The 16,723-nt window shown below is 60.4% G+C and carries 15 protein-coding genes; 9 read left to right on the forward strand and 6 right to left on the reverse strand.

The window, feature by feature from the left end; genetic code table 11:
- Positions 1–2 precede the first annotated feature (2 nt).
- From cobG to EV130_RS16165, 3 genes are all read right to left on the reverse strand, one after another.
- Positions 3–1,367 carry a precorrin-3B synthase gene (gene cobG / locus EV130_RS16155; RefSeq protein WP_245520064.1) on the reverse strand — a complete coding sequence of 455 codons (1,365 nt, stop codon included), beginning with the start codon at positions 1,365–1,367 and terminating at the stop codon, positions 3–5.
- Between the two features lie 72 nt (positions 1,368–1,439).
- The gene (cobF, locus tag EV130_RS16160; protein ID WP_074064545.1) at positions 1,440–2,198 is read right to left on the reverse strand and encodes a precorrin-6A synthase (deacetylating); all 759 of its coding nucleotides are present in this window, start codon (positions 2,196–2,198) and stop codon (positions 1,440–1,442) included.
- Between the two features lie 25 nt (positions 2,199–2,223).
- Complete coding sequence (locus EV130_RS16165; RefSeq protein WP_132660850.1) at positions 2,224–2,703, reverse strand: DUF2938 domain-containing protein; 480 nt, start codon at positions 2,701–2,703, stop codon at positions 2,224–2,226.
- 159 nt (positions 2,704–2,862) lie between these two features.
- Here EV130_RS16165 and EV130_RS16170 point away from each other — a divergent pair, with 159 nt between their 5' ends.
- From EV130_RS16170 to EV130_RS16210, 9 genes are all read left to right on the forward strand, one after another.
- The gene (locus EV130_RS16170) at positions 2,863–3,795 is read left to right on the forward strand and encodes a dihydrodipicolinate synthase family protein (RefSeq protein WP_132660852.1); all 933 of its coding nucleotides are present in this window, start codon (positions 2,863–2,865) and stop codon (positions 3,793–3,795) included.
- Between the two features lie 464 nt (positions 3,796–4,259).
- On the forward strand, positions 4,260–4,832 hold the full coding sequence (locus EV130_RS16175; RefSeq protein WP_074064542.1) for a GbsR/MarR family transcriptional regulator: 573 nt from the start codon (positions 4,260–4,262) through the stop codon (positions 4,830–4,832).
- A gap of 4 nt (positions 4,833–4,836) precedes the next feature.
- Positions 4,837–6,552 (forward strand): thiol reductant ABC exporter subunit CydD, encoded by a 1,716-nt coding sequence (gene cydD / locus EV130_RS16180; RefSeq protein WP_132660854.1) that lies wholly within the window; start codon positions 4,837–4,839, stop codon positions 6,550–6,552.
- Positions 6,540–8,228: an amino acid ABC transporter ATP-binding/permease protein gene (locus tag EV130_RS16185; protein WP_132660856.1), complete on the forward strand. Its 1,689-nt coding sequence runs from the start codon at positions 6,540–6,542 to the stop codon at positions 8,226–8,228. Before cydD ends, EV130_RS16185 begins: the two co-directional genes overlap by 13 nt.
- A 68-nt stretch (positions 8,229–8,296) precedes the next feature.
- The gene (locus EV130_RS16190) at positions 8,297–9,877 is read left to right on the forward strand and encodes a cytochrome ubiquinol oxidase subunit I (RefSeq protein WP_132550671.1); all 1,581 of its coding nucleotides are present in this window, start codon (positions 8,297–8,299) and stop codon (positions 9,875–9,877) included.
- A 5-nt stretch (positions 9,878–9,882) separates the two neighbouring features.
- The gene (gene cydB / locus EV130_RS16195) at positions 9,883–11,034 is read left to right on the forward strand and encodes a cytochrome d ubiquinol oxidase subunit II (protein ID WP_132660858.1); all 1,152 of its coding nucleotides are present in this window, start codon (positions 9,883–9,885) and stop codon (positions 11,032–11,034) included.
- A 13-nt stretch (positions 11,035–11,047) separates the two neighbouring features.
- Positions 11,048–11,158, forward strand: coding sequence for a cytochrome bd-I oxidase subunit CydX (cydX, locus tag EV130_RS16200; RefSeq protein ID WP_132660860.1), 111 nt, complete (start codon positions 11,048–11,050; stop codon positions 11,156–11,158).
- A 132-nt stretch (positions 11,159–11,290) separates the two neighbouring features.
- Positions 11,291–11,596: a hypothetical protein gene (locus tag EV130_RS16205; RefSeq protein WP_132660862.1), complete on the forward strand. Its 306-nt coding sequence runs from the start codon at positions 11,291–11,293 to the stop codon at positions 11,594–11,596.
- 142 nt (positions 11,597–11,738) lie between these two features.
- Positions 11,739–12,353 (forward strand): TerC family protein, encoded by a 615-nt coding sequence (locus EV130_RS16210; RefSeq protein ID WP_132660864.1) that lies wholly within the window; start codon positions 11,739–11,741, stop codon positions 12,351–12,353.
- Between the two features lie 683 nt (positions 12,354–13,036).
- Here EV130_RS16210 and fhuB read toward each other — a convergent pair.
- The 3 genes from fhuB to EV130_RS16225 are packed head-to-tail and all read right to left on the reverse strand — an operon-like array spanning position 13,037 to position 16,672.
- A complete protein-coding gene (gene fhuB / locus EV130_RS16215; RefSeq protein ID WP_132660866.1) occupies positions 13,037–14,971 on the reverse strand; it encodes a Fe(3+)-hydroxamate ABC transporter permease FhuB in 1,935 nt (644 codons plus the stop codon).
- A gap of 40 nt (positions 14,972–15,011) precedes the next feature.
- Positions 15,012–15,884, reverse strand: coding sequence for an ABC transporter substrate-binding protein (locus EV130_RS16220; protein WP_132660868.1), 873 nt, complete (start codon positions 15,882–15,884; stop codon positions 15,012–15,014).
- A 5-nt stretch (positions 15,885–15,889) separates the two neighbouring features.
- Positions 15,890–16,672 (reverse strand): ABC transporter ATP-binding protein, encoded by a 783-nt coding sequence (locus EV130_RS16225; protein WP_425375574.1) that lies wholly within the window; start codon positions 16,670–16,672, stop codon positions 15,890–15,892.
- Positions 16,673–16,723: the final 51 nt, after the last annotated feature.

A 16,723-nucleotide genomic window follows, 5' to 3' on the forward strand; every position in this document is an offset into this window, starting at 1 on the left:
TCCTATTCCTGTTTCAGCGCCTTCACGATCGTCTGGGGGCCAAGCCGCCTCAGGCAGGCAGCAGCCGATTCGTCAGCGCTCTTGTTGTTCTCGACCAGCCGGGCGAGCTTCTCTATAGCGAAATCAATCTCGCCGCCAGCAATCGTTGCATCAGGGCTGTCGCCTGCAAGTCCGCTCAACACAATACCATAACCGCTCGCCATTCCAGTCAACGCCAGCGCCGGTCGCGGATGAGCGCATCCCTTGGGACAACCCGAGAGATGAAATGTAAGCGATCCATCGAAAAGAACCGGTGAATGCCGCAGCAAATGCTGTGCTTGCATCCTCGTTTCATAAAAGCCGGAGGCGCAGGCACCCGCACCGGCGCAAGCGGCAATATTTGCAGATGGATCATCGGCATCGGAGCTGAAGCCATAATCCTTTGCCGCTGCCTGCAACGCCTTCGCCGCCTCCGTGCTGCAGCCCGTGACGAAGAACTGGCGGCCCGGTGCCAGGCGAATTTCCGCCGCACCGAGGGGCTCGGTCTGTCCCAGGAATCGTGATAGGGCACTAGCCTTCATCTGGCCGAAACGCGGTCTGAGGCCAAGGACCGCGCTGTCATCGCAAAGCTGATGAAGGCCGGGCCTCGGCATTTGCGAATTTGGTCCGGCGGCAAATTGCAATTCCATTGCCGGAAACACTTCGCGCAATGCAGTCGGTCCAATGTCGCGCGCTCGAGAATTCTTGCCGATTTCCATGAGCATCGCCAGCAATCGCCCGACCGCCCGGGCGGCGTCGTCTGCGGAACCGATACAAACCGGCTTTGCCGCTTTTGCATCACCGTCGATCGCGACCAACCAACGGCCTTCGTCCAGAGCGTCAACGCGGATATCGGCCGATAGACCGGATAGACCGAAACGTCCCCCACCGTCGACGATGATGGAGAGCTTCGGGGCCAAGAGTGGTGAAGACAGCGCGATCTTGTGCTCATTTCGCAGCCGGGCTTCGATCGCGGCGGCATTTCCTATCTCACCCGGGTCGATGCCATGCAATGGCGACAGCTCGATCGGCGGACCTGCGGGCACGAGGATCCCAGCCGCATCAACATCAGCGGCGAGCCGCCCGACAGTTTCCGGCCGCAGTCCGCGCACTTGCAGACTTCCCCGCCCAGTAATTTCCAAAACGCCGTTGCCGTTTGCCGCTGCGGAGACTGCAAGCATGTTCAATTGCGAAGGCGTCAGCGCACCCCCGGCTGGACGCAGCCGTGCTAGAAGGCCATCACCGGTCGCCATGGGTGCAGCAAGCGTCGGACAGGCGCCTCGGCGCGAGCCTGGTGCGGCAATTGCACGCCCTTCCATGTCGATCTCTCTTTCGCCGGCAAACCCCATGGCTCGTCCTTTCATGCATGCCTTTACGGGGCGGCACGCTCGCGGTAAAGCGCCCCGACTCGACCTGCCGGGCTAGTCGTGAACGTCGCGGGCTTTGCGCAGCAGGTAGATATCCATGATCCAACCGTGCCGTTCGCGCGCTTTGGCCCGGATCGTTACGATGTCATCGGCGACGTCGCCGAGCCGCCCGGACCGGATGATTTCGTCCTGCGTGCCAAGATAGGCTCCCCAGAAGATCTCCGCATCAGGGTCGTCGATCTTCGTAAACGCCTGGATGCCATCGAGCATCACGACCGTACTTTCCCTCTTGAGCCCCTCTTCGGCGAGCCTTCGGCCAGTCGTAATCTCCACAGGCTTGCCCACGAGATTGATAGGAACGCGGTGGCTGGCGGCAAGCGCCTGAATGCTGGTAATGCCCGGGATGACGGTGAGATCGAAATCCACTTTGTCCCGCACCCGTTCCAGGATGCGCAATGTGCTGTCGTAAAGGCTCGGATCGCCCCATACAAGGAAGGCAGCCGTGCCATTTTCAGGCAACTCATTGATCAGATGACAATAGGTCTCAGCAATTGTGGCGTGCCATTCATCGACGCTTTGCCCATAGCTGCGCTCCTTCGTTTCGCGAAGAGGCACCGCAAATTCGATGATCTTTCCATCCGCCTGCTTAAGATACCGCTCACAGATTTCGCGGCGGACATCTGCAAGCTCTTCTTTCTGTGCACCTTTTGTGGGAATGAACACGAATTCGGCGCCGTTCATGGCGTTGATCGCCTGAATGGTCATGTGCTCCGGATTTCCGGTGCCGATGCCGATTGCGTAAAGATGCTTCACTGAGCCTCCTTGCGGTCTTGTGCCCTCAGGCGATCAAAAGCGCCGTGCCGTAGAGCCCGATGGCGAAGACGGTATGCGCGATCAGATTGAGCGCGCGCACCTTGTTCGGGTTCGGTGTCTTCGACGCTGCCCAGCCGATGCCAAGTCCGGGCTGCAGCAGGAACCAGCCGGCCCCGACCGTGACAATACCGAGGATCCAGGCGGGCAGGAAAGTCGGTGCTGCCAGCCAGGGTGGACCCATGATAGCCGCAAGAGCAAGGCCATAGATGATGCCGGTCGCATAATGGCCGATCCACCCGATTGCCAGCTCGTGTCTATAGGGTTCTGCATTGGCGATATTGTCATGAAATACCTTGCCGCGCCCGAGGTGCCAGAACCACCGTCCGACAGGCGCCCAGTTGGCGGGCCCCTGACCGAAGACCCGGAAGAGGACGATTGCCCAAATATCCATGAGGAAGGTCGCACCGATCCCCATACCAATCCCGCGCCATAAAATATCGAACATGAAGAAGATCCAGACTCGTAAATTGCTGGACTGTCTTAAACAGGCGCGGCAGGCCCTGCAACAGCGCTCTTGCACTTAGGCGCGATCCCTGCAAACGGCGCATTTCAATTGATCGGAAAGGTGACTACCCCTAAATTCCGGCAAAAAGGAGAGTGCGCAATGAAGCTCGATCAGACAGCCAAGGGCGTCTATGCCATCGCCGCAACGCCGTTTCATCCGGACGGGCGGCTGGATCAGGTGTCGGTTGACCGGCTCACCGATTTCTATCTCGGGTGCGGCGTGAGCGGGCTTACCATACTTGGGATCATGGGCGAAGCGCCGAAGCTTGAGCCGGAGGAGTCGCTTGCAATCACCCGGCAGGTCGTGAAGCGCGCCGGCGTTCCGGTGATCGTCGGTGTCTCGGCGCCGGGATTTGCGGCGATGCGTTCACTCGCGCGCGGCGCCATGGATATTGGCGCCCAGGGCGTCATGATCGCCCCACCGCCGTCTCTTCGGACGGATGATCAGATCGTCGGCTACTATGCCCAGGCGGTCGAGGCGATCGGCGATGATGTTCCCTTCGTCATCCAGGACTATCCGCTGACACTGACCGTGGTGATGACGCCTGGCGTCATCCAGAAGATCGTCAACAATCACCCGTCCAGCGTGATGCTGAAGCACGAAGACTGGCCGGGGCTCGAGAAGATTTCCCAGTTGCGGGCAGCGCAAAAAGCGAACGAGATGCGCGACATTTCGATCCTTTGCGGCAACGGCGGGCTGTTTCTCGATTTCGAGATGGAGCGCGGTGCCGATGGCGCGATGACCGGTTACGCCTTCCCCGATATGCTGGTCGACGTCGTGAATTTCCAGCAGACCGGAAACCGCGAGGCGGCACATGACCTCTTCGATGCACATCTGCCGCTCGTTCGCTATGAGCAGCAGCCGGGAGTTGGGCTTGCCGTGCGCAAATATGTCCTCAACAAGCGCGGCGCGATCGCCAGCGACTCTCAGCGAAAGCCCGCGGGAAACATTTCAATGAGAGCAAAGGCCGAGATCGATTACCTCCTTTCACGCATTGCAAGATATGACACGCGTGCGGCGTTCAGGGACTAGACCGCCAATTTTCCATTCGGCACTGCATGTTCCTCGATCACTTTTGAGCGGATCAAACAAGTTCCAAAGCAATCTCGCTCCTTGTCAGTGCTAAACTGCGCCCTGGCCCGGCGATGGCGGCGTCGTGGCGAGAGCGCTTCGATCGACTGTAAATTTTGCCATCTGCCATGAGGTGGGGCTCAGATCGGCCCTGCTCTTTTCATCCGTGGCAGCACGCTGCCAGCAAAAACGAGCCTCCGGGTCCGTCTGGGCCATCTCCTGCGACAAGTCCTCCGGCCCGTTTCATTTCGTTCCTATCGGCTCTTTCGAAGTCCGCGCTGGATTTTTGTGCCGCCCAGAGACGTAGAGGTATCGAGAAGACATCACCAAATTGCCGCAGCCCGGTTTGATCGATTGAGGGCTGCGAAAACAGACGTATAATAGTTTCAGAAATTTCTGAAAGTTTAGAAATAACGGAATCGCCAATGAACCTCCCGCCGCTCGTTCAATCCTTCGTTCTGCATTTCGGTGAGATGGGCTCGCGTTGGGGCATCAATCGCACGGTCGGCCAGATTTATGCGCTTCTTTATGTTTCGCCATCGCCGCTTTGCGCCGATGAGATCGTCGATGCGCTCAACATCTCGAGATCGAATGTGTCGATGAGCCTGAGGGAGCTGCAGGCATGGAACCTCGTGCTTTTGAAACATCGACCTGACGACCGCAGGGATTTCTTCACGACACCTGATGATGTCTGGCACATCCTGCGCACCCTTGCTGAAGAGCGGAAGAAGCGCGAGGTCGATCCAACGCTCTCGGTTCTGCGCGAAATCCTGATGCAAAGGCCGGCGAGCGAAGCCGAACGCTTCGCCCAGGAGCGGATGAGCGAAATGCACGGTCTGATCGAGCAGCTGACGCATTGGTACGAGGATGTGAAACAGCTTGAAACGGAACGCCTCGCAACGCTACTCTCCTTAGGAGCAAAAGTTACGAAGCTTCTGGAAGCCAAGGACCGGGTGGTTTCACTCGGCCGTGGCCGCCGGCCCGCCAACAAGAGCTAGCGCTATGGGGACTGCTTTGTTCGACGAGGCAAAAGCCCATGCAGCCGGAGCGTCAAAGACTGGCTTGCCGGCCCGCTCGGCCCGGCCTTTATGTCTTCGTCATGCCGCTTCGCTTCAAACCGCTGCCTCTTTCTTGTGGATCCCGCAAGCTGGTCTGCTTGCTCATGCCGTCGGGCGTATTGCAGATGGCGACGGTCTCAGTCATGTCCTTTGGCCCGCCTTTTTTGTGTTGACACTCGGAATTGCAAAGGCGCTGCTTGACGCGGTTGGCGGCCAGATTGCCCTCGACAGCGCGCGGACCGAACTGAGTGTGAGGAGACAGTTTGCCGTTGCAGCGCTTGCCCGGCGATCGCCGATCGACGGCACACGTCCTGCTTCCGGGCAAGTTGCGAGCGTTCTCGGCGAGCAGGCGGAGCTTGTCGTTCCCTACCTCGCGCGCTATTTTCCCGCGCGCATCAAGGCGAGCGTCATCCCTGTCGTCATGCTTGTTTGCGTGCTAGCGATCTCCTGGGTTGCCGCGCTCGCGCTCTTCATTTCTATGCCGCTTATACCGCTTTTCATGGCACTCATCGGCTGGCGCGCACAGTTTGCAAGCGAAAAGCAGCTCGCTGCAACAGGCAAGCTCAATGCATTCCTTCTCGACCGGCTCCGTGGGCTGGCCACGATACGCTCCTTCAATGCAGTCGAGCTGACTGCCACGCGGCTGCGGGCAGATGCTGAAGACCTCAAGACACGCACCATGGCGGTACTTAAAATCGCCTTTCTCTCCTCGGCCGTGCTGGAGCTCTTTGCTGCGCTTGGCGTTGCAATGGTCGCCGTCTATGTGGGCTTCAGCCTCCTCGGCGAAATTCACTTCGGGACGTGGTCGGGCAAGATCAGCCTGACCGAAGGGTTTTTCATACTCCTTCTCGCACCCGCCTTTTTCGAACCGTTGCGCGAACTTTCCGCCGTTTGGCACGACCGTGCTGCCGGAGAAGCGGCGATAAAGGCGCTGGACAGCCTCGGCGAGTGCGGCGGTATTGAGATCGTCGATACGCACAGCACCGGCCCGGCGCCGGGCTTTGACCGGCTCGACATTGAATTCAAAAATGTCAGCTTCCGTTACGATTGCCTGCGGCCCTGCGCGCTGACCGGCTTCAACTGTCTTATCGAAGAGGGTGAGCATGTCGCGCTTTCAGGTGCGAGCGGCGCGGGAAAATCCACGCTGCTTGCGCTAATTGCCGGTCTGGCACCTCCACAGACGGGTCGAGTCCTGATCGATGGCCGGCCCGTCGATGCGGGCGTGCGCAGCACCATGGCCTGGATCGGCCAGACGCCGCATATATTCGCCGGAAGCTTGGCGGGCAATGTCTTGCTGCACAGACATTACGGCGTTCTAAAGGAGGCTTTGGCGCTTGCCAGACTGGACGGCGTTGCGGCCGCCTACGGCAAACGGCCGCTGGGCGAAGGCGGTGCCGGTCTTTCCGGCGGCGAAGCCTTGCGACTTGCGATCGCACGGGCGGCCGCCAATCCTTTCATTCGCATCATCCTGGCGGACGAACCGACGGCGCATCTCGACGCAGTGACTGCTGCGGAGATCACGGAAAGCCTGATTGCCCTTGCCAGCGAGCGGACGCTTATCGTTGCCACGCATGATGCGCGTCTTGCTGCGCGCATGGACCGCATGATCCTCATCGATGCACCGTTCTCAAAAGAGGCTGCTGTGTCATGCGAAAACTGATCCGGATGCTTGCGCCGATCCTCAAACTTTTCTTTTTTGACAGGCCGCGTCGTCTGTTGGCCGGTGCCTTGCTTTCTGCCGTCACGGTCGTTGCGGGTCTTGCGCTGCTCGGCTTGTCGGGCTGGTTCATCACCGCCGCGTCGATTGCCGGCCTATCTGCAGCAGCCGTCGCCTTCGACGTATTTGCGCCGGCAGCCGCAATCCGCTTGCTTGCAATCAGCCGTACGGCTGCCCGCTACGGCGAGCGGATGACGACGCATGATGCAACGCTGGGCATATTGGCGGCACTTCGCGAGAGGCTTTTTCGCGGCTGGGCGGGACCTGGTGCCGCACGCAATCTTCTCAGGCGTCCCTCCAAAGCGCTATTTCGCCTGACGGCCGATATCGATGCACTGGATTCGCTCTACCTCAGAGTTCTCGTTCCCATCGGTGCCGCCATGGGTGCTGGGGTTGTCGCTGTCGTGGCGCTGGGCATCATGCACCCCGCCTTCGGGCTCACGGTCGGTGCAGCTTTGGTTGGCTGCGGGATCTGCGTCCCGATCGCTGCAGGCGGCCTTGCGCGAAAGCCTGCCCGGCGTCGCGCTTACGGCATCGAGGCGCTTCGCTCGCGTGCCATCGACCTGACCGCGGGCCAGGCAGATCTCATGATGGCATCGGGAATGGAAGCGCAATGCATGTCCGTTCTCGCTGCCGATCGCTATACCGCCAGGGCCGATCGTCATCTCAATCGGATCGAAACGGGCGTCACTCTGACCTTCGGCCTCGTCACGGCGATCCTGCTCGCCGGCTCGCTTCTTGCGGTAGCGGCGCTCACCGAAGCAAGGGCGATCACTGCACCGGTCGCCGCATTGGGGCTGCTGATCGCCTTTGCAGCCGTCGAACCCTTCACGGCCCTGCGACGCGGCGCCCTGGAATTCGGCCGTGTCCTGGTTGCAGCAAAGCGGATTGGTCCGCGCCTGACTGAAGAGACCTTGCGACATCAAAGAAGTGTCCCTGAAGCCGGCATCGCAGTTGGACTGCGGGAGGCAAGCGTCAGACATGACGGGTCGGCCGGAGATGCGCTTCATGCAATCAGCCTCGAATTGAGATTGGGTGAAACATTGGCTGTCATCGGCCCGAGCGGTGCCGGAAAAACGACACTGCTGATGCTGCTCGCAGACGAAGTGGAGCCGCGCGTCGGGACTGCTGCATGCGTCGATGCGACGCTGCTGACGCAAAGGACAGAACTCTTTCACGATACGCTCGAAGGCAATCTTCGGCTCGCCAAGCCGGAGGCGAGCGACGCGGAACTGCGCGAAGCGCTTGCCGCCGCGGGGCTGCTTTCGGATATCGAGGCCTTGCCGAAGGGGCTCGGTACGCCGCTTGGCGAAGGCGGCTTCGGTCTTTCGGGTGGTCAGTCCCGTCGCCTTGCGCTTGCACGCCTTTTCCTTCGCGACACGCCGCTTTGGCTGCTCGATGAGGCGACGGAAGGTCTCGACAGCGCAACGGCAAACGATGTCATGTCCCGGCTGAAGCAACGGGCGTGCGGCCGTGCCGTCGTCATTGCATGCCATACCCGCCGCGAGGCTGCGATCGCCGATCAGATCGCAGTCATCGAACGCGGTCGCATGACCCAACTATCGCGCCGTGGAGAGGCGGCGTTCGAAAGCGCGCTCGAGCGGCTAAGGCCGGATTGAGTGCTGCGCCAACTGCGGACGCCGACCGGCGCCCGTTCGACATCCTGTGGGACTGTGGAAGAAAAACAATGGAACTAGATATCGTCGCGCTCTCGCGCTTCCAGTTCGCCCTGACGGCGCTTTATCACTTCCTGTTCGTGCCGCTGACGCTCGGTCTGTCGGTGCTGCTCGCCATCATGGAAACCACCTATGTGATGACCGGCAGGCAGATCTGGCGGCAGATGACGAAATTCTGGGGCACGCTCTTCGGCATCAACTTCGTACTGGGCGTGGCGACCGGCATCGTCATGGAGTTCCAGTTCGGCATGAATTGGAGCTACTACAGCTATTATGTCGGCGACATCTTTGGTGCGCCGCTGGCGATCGAAGGGCTGATGGCCTTCTTTCTGGAAGCGACTTTCGTCGGCCTCTTCTTCTTCGGCTGGGACAAGCTGTCGAAAGTGGGGCACCTGATTGCCACCTGGGCCGTGGCGCTCGGCTCCAACTTCTCGGCGCTCTGGATCCTGATCGCCAACGGCTGGATGCAGAACCCGGTCGGCTCGGCGCTCAATCCGCAGACCATGCGTATGGAGATTACGAGCTTCTTCGACGTGGTCTTCAATCCCGTCGCCCAGGCGAAATTCGTGCATACGGTTTCTGCCGGCTACGTCTGCGCCTCGATCTTCGTGCTCGGCGTCTCGGCTTGGTACCTGCTGAAAGACCGCCATATCGAGCTTGCCAAGCGCTCGATGACGGTTGCCGCCTCCTTCGGACTTGCCTCGGCTCTCTCGGTGGTCGTACTCGGCGACGAGAGCGGCTATCTGGCGACTGAAAACCAAAAGATGAAGCTCGCCGCAATCGAGGCAATGTGGGAGACGGAACCGGCACCTGCAGCCTTCACGGCCTTCGGCTTTCCGGACCAGCAATCGCGTGAGACGCATTACGCCATTCATATCCCGTGGGTCATGGGACTGGTCGGGACACGCTCGCTGACCACCGAAATTCCAGGGATCGACAAGCTTGAACAGCAGGCCGAGACCCGTATCCGCGAAGGCATCAAGGCCTATGATGCGCTGATGCAAATCCGCGCGGCTCCAACACCGGACGGCATTGCGCACGAGGTTCGCAGCGCCTTTGAAGACCTTGGCCATCAGCTCGGCTACGCGCTTTTATTGAAGCGCTATGTCGATGATCCGCGCCAGGCAACAGATGAACAGATTGTCCAGGCTGCACGCGACACGATCCCGCATGTTCCGACCCTTTTCTGGTCGTTCCGCGTCATGGTCGGGCTCGGCATGTTCTTCATCGTGCTGACGGCAGTCTTCTTCTGGCTGTCAGCCCGCCGCCACCTCGACAAATATCCGTTGCTCCTGAGGGTCGCCGTTTTCGCCATACCCCTTCCCTGGATTGCCATCGAAGCTGGCTGGATCGTCGCCGAGATCGGTCGACAGCCCTGGGTCATAGAAGGGGTTCTGCCGACGGCAATGGCAGTTTCCAGCCTGGGGGCAAGCACGGTGCTTGCCACCATCATCGGCTTTGCCGCACTTTATACGACGCTCATCGTCGTCGAAATGAGCCTCATGATCAAAGCGATCCGCCAGGGGCCGGATCCGGACGAGGAGCCGGACGCCGCACTCATTTCCGAAACAATCGTTCCAGCAGCGGAGTGATCGCCATGGTCCTTCATGAACTCGTCGACTACGAAACCCTACGGATGATCTGGTGGCTGCTGCTCGGCATATTGCTGATCGGCTTTGCGGCAACCGACGGCTTCGATCTGGGTGTCGGTGCGTTGTTGCCCTTCGTGGCCAAGACCGACACGGAACGCCGCGTCGCGATCAACACGATCGGCCCGGTCTGGGAAGGCAATCAGGTCTGGCTGATCCTTGGCGGCGGCTCCATCTTCGCCGCGTGGCCGGCGCTCTATGCCGTTTCCTTCTCGGGCTTTTATCTCGCCATGTTTGCGATCCTGCTTGCGCTCATCTTGCGCCCGGTCGGCTTCAAGTACCGTTCGAAGCGGGAAAGTGCACGCTGGCGCAACAACTGGGACTGGGCGCTGTTCATCGGCGGCTTCGTGCCGTCGCTAATCTTCGGCGTTGCCGTCGGCAATGTATTGCAGGGAGTGCCCTTCCGTTTTGCCGACGACATGCGCATTTTTTACGAAGGCTCATTCTTCGGCCTTCTCAATCCATATGCGCTGCTTTGCGGCCTGCTCTCGGTCTCCATGTTCGTCCTGCACGGCGCATCCTGGCTGGTGCTGAAGGCGAGCGGTCCCGTTGCCGAGCGCGCCAGAAACTATGGAAGCGTTGCTGCCCTATGCGTTATCGTACTCTTTGCCCTTGGCGGCCTTTTCCTGGCGCTCGGCATCGATGGCTATCGCATCACCAGCGCCATCAGCCCCGGCGGTCCGTCAAATCCGCTCTTGAAAACGGCGCAGCATGACGGTTCGTGGCTTGCAAACTACAGCACCTATCCGTGGCTGCTGATTGCTCCGGTACTCGGCCTGCTGGGTGCGGCACTTTCGTTTGCTGCAATGCGGGCGAGGCGCGAGGTCTCGACCCTGCTTTTCAGCAAGCTCTCGATCTTCGGCATCATAGCAACGGTCGGCGTCTCGATGTTTCCCTTTATTCTGCCCTCCTCGCTCGATCCGCGATCAAGCCTGACAGTCTGGGATGCTTCCTCGAGCCACATGACGCTTTTCATCATGCTCGTCGTCTCGCTGATATTTCTGCCGATCGTCGCCGCTTACACCGCCTGGGTCTACAAAGTGCTGTGGGGCAAAGTCGACGAAAAGTCGGTTACCGACAAGAACGGACACGCCTACTGAAGGAGACAAGGTGATGTGGTACTTCGCATGGATGCTCGGGCTGCCGCTGGCGGCCGCCTTCGCCGTCCTCAACGCCATGTGGTACGAACTGGTCGACGACGAATCCAGGAAGAAGAAGCAATGACAAAAAACTCAGGACAAGCGCCCGGCCGTGAATGCACCCTGCCACACCGCCGGCCCATCCTCGCAGAGCCTTTGGTCAATCTGGCACAAGGATTGCCTATTAATACCCGTCTGAAGCGTGGCAGGAGAAGATATGATGGTGTCAGTCACGGATATGATTGGTGCGACATGGCGTCTTGAGGATGCAATCCGGGAGGTGATCGCGGACAGGCATATTTTTCCTAATGAAACCAAAGCAATGAAGGAAAAAGCTAAAGTTCTACCCCATCTTCTGGTGCAGAAATATCCACATCTGTCGGATATCGAGAACGAATTGCGCGGCGTCTTCGAGACCTGCCGCTTGGCGATTGACCACAAATCGATCAGTCCGGTCGTTGTAAAGGCAGCAATTGCCATTGCCGACGAATACCGGGAGATCATCATCAAACTGAAGCACTGAACTTGCCGAAACGCGCGACCTTAAAAACTTGGGGACAGAGCGGTTCCCCGCGCAGCATTTGCTTGACCTTGCGTCATTCATGGTTGACGTGGCGTTCCGGGGACACTAGCACGCTTGTCGAAGGCATTCTGGGGACGTTTCCATGGAAATCTTTACTGCTGCGGGCCTGACTGCACTCCTGCAGGTCATCGCGATCGATCTTGTTCTTGCCGGCGACAACGCCGTCATCATTGGTCTTGCTGCCGCCGGCCTGCCGGTCGCTCAGCGTAAGAAGGCCATTCTGGTCGGCATTCTTGCCGCCACCGTTCTGCGCATTCTTTTTGCATCCGTGACGGTTCAGCTCTTGAGCATCGTCGGTTTGCTGCTTGCCGGGGGCCTGCTCCTGCTCTGGGTCTGCTGGAAGATGTGGCGCGAGCTTCGCTCCCAGCATGCAAACGGCGGGGAGATCGGTCTGGACGGCGAAGACTCCACCGGACCCAAGAAGACCTTCATGCAAGCTGCAACCCAGATCGTCGTCGCCGACGTTTCGATGTCGCTCGACAACGTGCTGGCCGTTGCCGGTGCCGCACGCGAGCACCCGACCGTGCTTGTGCTGGGCCTTGCGCTCTCGATCGCCATGATGGGTGTCGCGGCGAACATCATCGCCCGCCTGCTCAACCGCCATCGCTGGATCGCCTATGTCGGCCTGCTGATCATCCTTTACGTCGCCCTCGACATGATTCATCGTGGCGTCCTGGAAGTGTGGCCGCATCTCTAGTCGTAAGAGCTGATGCAATTGCCTTTGAGGCGGATCGGCGAAAGCCGCTCCGCCTTTACTTTTTCACAAACAGCAATGCTGACAGGCAGCGACTGCAGCACGCCCTGCGCTTGACGCCTGACCTGTCGCGCTGCCTTTTGTGCAAGATGGCGCCAGGTCGTCCCCGGTGCGGATGCGACCGGCCGCTAGCGACCACTACAATCGCGAAGCGCTGACAGGTGTCGACGTGCGCGACGCAGGCTTCATCGAGATCGCAGGAGATGTTGCCGGTGATCAGCAGAACGATGCGTCAGACGAGGCGCTCGCCCGCATCGAATGCTCTTTACATGAAATGTGGGATGCAGTGACGCCAGCAAAGTCATTCCCCCGGTCTGGGCGATCGCCCCGAAATCGCCGATCGTTGCGCTTGCCATATGTCGATGGTCATTTGCGATCTTGAGTTGGGCCCGGTCTTTGCGCGCCATCGCCGAGATTGCGGTCAAGCACGATGATGGCGTGCACTGATTTCGCGCTGTCTTCTATCAACGGCGAGCCTGGGCCCGGCTAGCGCACCGCATGAAATTCACCGCCGGCAAGCCGATGAAACCACCCTGCTTGGCATTGATCATCCATTTGGAGCCAATGGCTGGTCCGTCGACGCAGTCCTCATACCGATTAAGGCGTGATCCGTGAACCCGGTGCCGCTACGCACACGCCGCCTTCCGGGTGAGCAGCCAAACCAGATATGGACCGCCAATCAGAGCGGCAAAGAGCCCTACGGGAACCTGATAGGGATAGATGACGACGCGCGAAAGCCAATCGGCGAAGATCAAAATGACAGCACCGATGAGGATGCTTGCGGCAAGCTGATGCGCCGGTTTCTGGAAGCCCATCAATCTCGCAAGATGCGGAGCCATAAGACCCGTCAGACTCAGTGGACCAACGAGAAAGGAGGCGATTGCCGTCATCAGTGCTGCAATCATTGCCAGCACCAGACGGCTCATCCTGGCCGACAAGCCGAGGGCGCGCGCAGCCGAGCCACCGAGCGGCAAGATGGCCAACCATCGGCCCAGGAGGGGTAGCGGCGCGGCCAGACCCGCCAATGCGGTCAAAGCTGTCCATGCCTCGAACGGCCCTGCCCGGTTTGTCGAGCCCGAAAGCCACGTGAGAAGGATGTAGCTGCGCATGTCGCCTTGCGCGAGGACCATCGTTACGATGGCCATCGAAAAGGCGCCGATGGCGACACCGGCGAGCAGCAAACGCTCCGGCGAAAATCGCGCGCGCGCAGCAATCCCGATGATGACAAGAAATGCCACAAGGGCGCCGAGCGACATCGCGCTCAGCATGACGATCGGCGACGGAAAACCGAAGATGAAGAGTGCAACGGTGAGACCTGCTCCGCCGCCGGCGCTCACGCCTAACACCTCCGGACTGGCAATCGGATTGCCGGTCAGGCGCTGCATGATGAAACCTGCAGCCGCCAGTATCGCTCCGGCTCCGCCCGCCGCTGTGGTGCGCGGCAGGCGAAACGGCAGGAGATCGAAGAAGAGCGCGCCGCTTGCGACGTGCCATCCGTCGCCGGCGGGAGCCGACGTCAATGCGAGCGCAATGACGCCCGCAAGAGCGATCAACAGCACAAGCAAGCCGGCGGAAGGCTTGCCGAGGCGCCGAAAGGCAAGCGGAGGCTGAGGAGCTTCGGCCGGGAAGCAGTGGACGCGCGGCAAAAGGTACAAGAGCAGCGGTCCGCCGAAGAGAGCTGTTGCCGCACCTGCTGGCGCCAGGTCAGTAAAACCCGGTCCGAGCAGTTGCGTGATGCAGTCCGTCAGGAAAAGCAAAGCTGCGCCCGTCAGGGGCGCGGCCATCATCATCTGGCCGGTCGTTCGCGCACCGGCAAGACGGGCGATCGCAGGTGCAGCGAGCCCGATGAAACCGATGACGCCCACCTGCGCCGTGACCGAAGCCGATAGCCAAACGGCAAGTGCCACTACGCCAAAACGGGCCGAATGCAGCGCCAGACCGAGGCTTCTTGCCCCGGCATCATCCAGCGAGAGAACGCGAAGCGGCCGAAGCAGCAACAGGCCGGCTGCAAAACCGAGCAGAAGCCGCGGGGCGAGCGAAATCACGCCGTTCCAATCCTGCTGGCTGAGCGAGCCGGCTCCCCAGATGAAGATCGACATCGCGTATTCGCCGCGCGCAAGGATGATTGTGACGCTGAGTGCCGAGGCGATCAGGGTGACGATCATGCCCGACAGCGCGACGGTAACCGGATCTAGCCCTCGCCGCCAGCCCAAGGCAAGCACGATGGCCACGGCACCAAGCCCTCCTGCAAAGGCTGCAAGCTCGCGCGAAATACCGAGCAGCAGCGGCGAAGCGCTCGCCACGATCGTCAGCGCCAGCTCGGCGCCGGCTGCGACCCCGAGCGTCGAGGCGTCAGCGATCGGATTGCGCAAGACCCTTTGCAGCAGCAAACCGGAAAGCCCAAGAGCCGCACCGGCAATCAGCGAAAGCGCGGCACGCGGCATCATGCTTTGCCAGAGCAGGACCGCGTCGAGCGCAGCTGCCTCCCCTGAGAGCTTCGGGCGCAGCAGGACAAGCAGCGCGAAGACGACGAGGCAAAGCCCTGTCAGAAAGAAGCTCATGGCGCGTGGCTGCCGGAGCCGGCTTGCGGAGATCACGCGGTTAACCGTTCCAGGCACTGGAAAGCGCCTCTGCCAGTAGATCGGCAAAACGCATCGCCGCCGGCAATGCGCCATAGGGGTTGATGGAGCCGAGAATGATCACCCGTTTTTCAGAAACCGCGGGAAGCGCGTTCCAAAAAGCGCTCATCTCGAGTGTCGCCAGGGCGTCCTTCGGGTGCGGTGGGATCACAACAATCCAGGCATCTGGCATCGACGCGAGCGTTTCGATCCCGACCGGCGCCACGGCCGAATAGCTGGTCGCGCCCTGCCAGGCATTTGTCAGTCCTGTGCGTTTCAAGACAGCACCAAACATGCTGTCGGAGCCGAAGACACGGTAGTGCCGTGCATCGCCAAGATTGATGGGGATGACGGGGCGCCCGTCGCCTTTGGCAAAGACGGCACGAAAGCGTTGAAGTTTCCCGGCCAGCTCTTCCGTAAGCTGTCTTGCCGCCCCAAGTTCAAGGCGCTCGCCGATCGAAAGCGTCGTCTGTTGCGCAAGATCGTATGGATCTTCGCCCGGCTTGTAGACCGCGTGGTTCTCGACCGGCGCGATCGGACGCATGCGTGCATCTGCCCAGGCATAGAAATTCGAGCTGAAGATCAGATCGGGCCTGGCGAAGCGAAGCACCTCGAAATTCGGTGTGCCGCGCAGTCCAAGGTCGGCGACTGATGCCGGGACCTCGGGTTTAACGACGATCTGGCCGAATTGCCGCAGCTCGGGTGCGGCAACGACATTTGCGCCGATTGCAAGAAGCGTCTCGAGCAGTGCCCAGTCGAGCGTGGCGACCCGTCGCGCTTCGCCTGCCCTGACGAGAGCCGGGGTTGCGAGCGCAGCTGTCAGCGCCATGAAATGCCTGCGGGTAAAATGCGCCATCGCCGTCACAGCAGATAGCTGACGGGTTCGCCGCGTGCAGGATGCGAAAAAACACCCATGCCGATCCCGAAGATGGTCTTCAGCAGGTCGGCCTGCATGATCGTGCCTGGGCTTCCCTTGGCAGTGATGCGGCCATGATTGAGCGCAATGATCTCGTCACAGTAGCGCGCAGCGAGGTTGATATCGTGCAGCACGATCACCACGCTCAGTGCACGCTCGCGGCTCAGCGACTGGATGAGCGAAAGCACGGATGCCTGATGTGCAAGATCGAGCGCAGAGGTTGGCTCGTCCAGCAGCAGGCAACGGGCATTCTGCGCCAGCATCATGGCGATCCAGGCACGCTGGCGTTCACCGCCCGACATATTTGCCACCATTGCGTCGGCGAACGCCTCAAGATCCGTTCGCGAGATGGCGTCCTCGACGAGCTCGCGATCGATCTTTCCGAACCGGCCAAGCGTGCCATGCCACGGAAAGCGACCGAGAGACACGAGCTCGCGGACCGTCATTCCATCGGTGGGAGGCGCAAATTGCGGCATATAGGCGATGTTGCGCGCGAAGGCCCGGCCGCCCCATTTCGCCGCCGCCCTGCCCTCGACGGAGACCGTTCCGGCAACCGGCACAATCTGACGCGCGATGATTTTCATGAGCGTACTCTTGCCGGAACCATTTGGCCCGATCAGCCCGTAAACACGTCCGTGCTCCAGTGCAAGGTCGATGCGCGAAAGGATTTTCCTCGTGCCCATCGAATAGTCGACGCCCGACATCGTCAGAAAGGCTGTGGACACCATCAAGTTCCCCGTTGTTGCATCGAAACCCATTCGGAAGAGCACCTCGCTGCC

Source organism: Rhizobium azibense, assembly GCF_004342325.1.
In the GTDB taxonomy this organism is placed as follows: domain Bacteria; phylum Pseudomonadota; class Alphaproteobacteria; order Rhizobiales; family Rhizobiaceae; genus Rhizobium; species Rhizobium etli_B.

Coding starts and splice junctions, on each gene's coding strand:
- cobG (WP_245520064.1), bottom strand. CDS start 1,367: ATGGGGTTTGCCGGCGAAAGAGAGATCGACATGGAAGGGCGTGCAATT.
- EV130_RS16210 (WP_132660864.1), top strand. CDS start 11,739: ATGGAAATCTTTACTGCTGCGGGCCTGACTGCACTCCTGCAGGTCATC.
- EV130_RS16185 (WP_132660856.1), top strand. CDS start 6,540: ATGCGAAAACTGATCCGGATGCTTGCGCCGATCCTCAAACTTTTCTTT.
- EV130_RS16225 (WP_425375574.1), bottom strand. CDS start 16,672: ATGGTGTCCACAGCCTTTCTGACGATGTCGGGCGTCGACTATTCGATG.
- cydX (WP_132660860.1), top strand. CDS start 11,048: ATGTGGTACTTCGCATGGATGCTCGGGCTGCCGCTGGCGGCCGCCTTC.
- cydB (WP_132660858.1), top strand. CDS start 9,883: ATGGTCCTTCATGAACTCGTCGACTACGAAACCCTACGGATGATCTGG.
- EV130_RS16170 (WP_132660852.1), top strand. CDS start 2,863: ATGAAGCTCGATCAGACAGCCAAGGGCGTCTATGCCATCGCCGCAACG.
- EV130_RS16175 (WP_074064542.1), top strand. CDS start 4,260: ATGAACCTCCCGCCGCTCGTTCAATCCTTCGTTCTGCATTTCGGTGAG.
- cydD (WP_132660854.1), top strand. CDS start 4,837: ATGGGGACTGCTTTGTTCGACGAGGCAAAAGCCCATGCAGCCGGAGCG.
- EV130_RS16165 (WP_132660850.1), bottom strand. CDS start 2,703: ATGTTCGATATTTTATGGCGCGGGATTGGTATGGGGATCGGTGCGACC.
- fhuB (WP_132660866.1), bottom strand. CDS start 14,971: ATGAGCTTCTTTCTGACAGGGCTTTGCCTCGTCGTCTTCGCGCTGCTT.
- EV130_RS16190 (WP_132550671.1), top strand. CDS start 8,297: ATGGAACTAGATATCGTCGCGCTCTCGCGCTTCCAGTTCGCCCTGACG.
- EV130_RS16220 (WP_132660868.1), bottom strand. CDS start 15,884: ATGGCGCATTTTACCCGCAGGCATTTCATGGCGCTGACAGCTGCGCTC.
- EV130_RS16205 (WP_132660862.1), top strand. CDS start 11,291: ATGATGGTGTCAGTCACGGATATGATTGGTGCGACATGGCGTCTTGAG.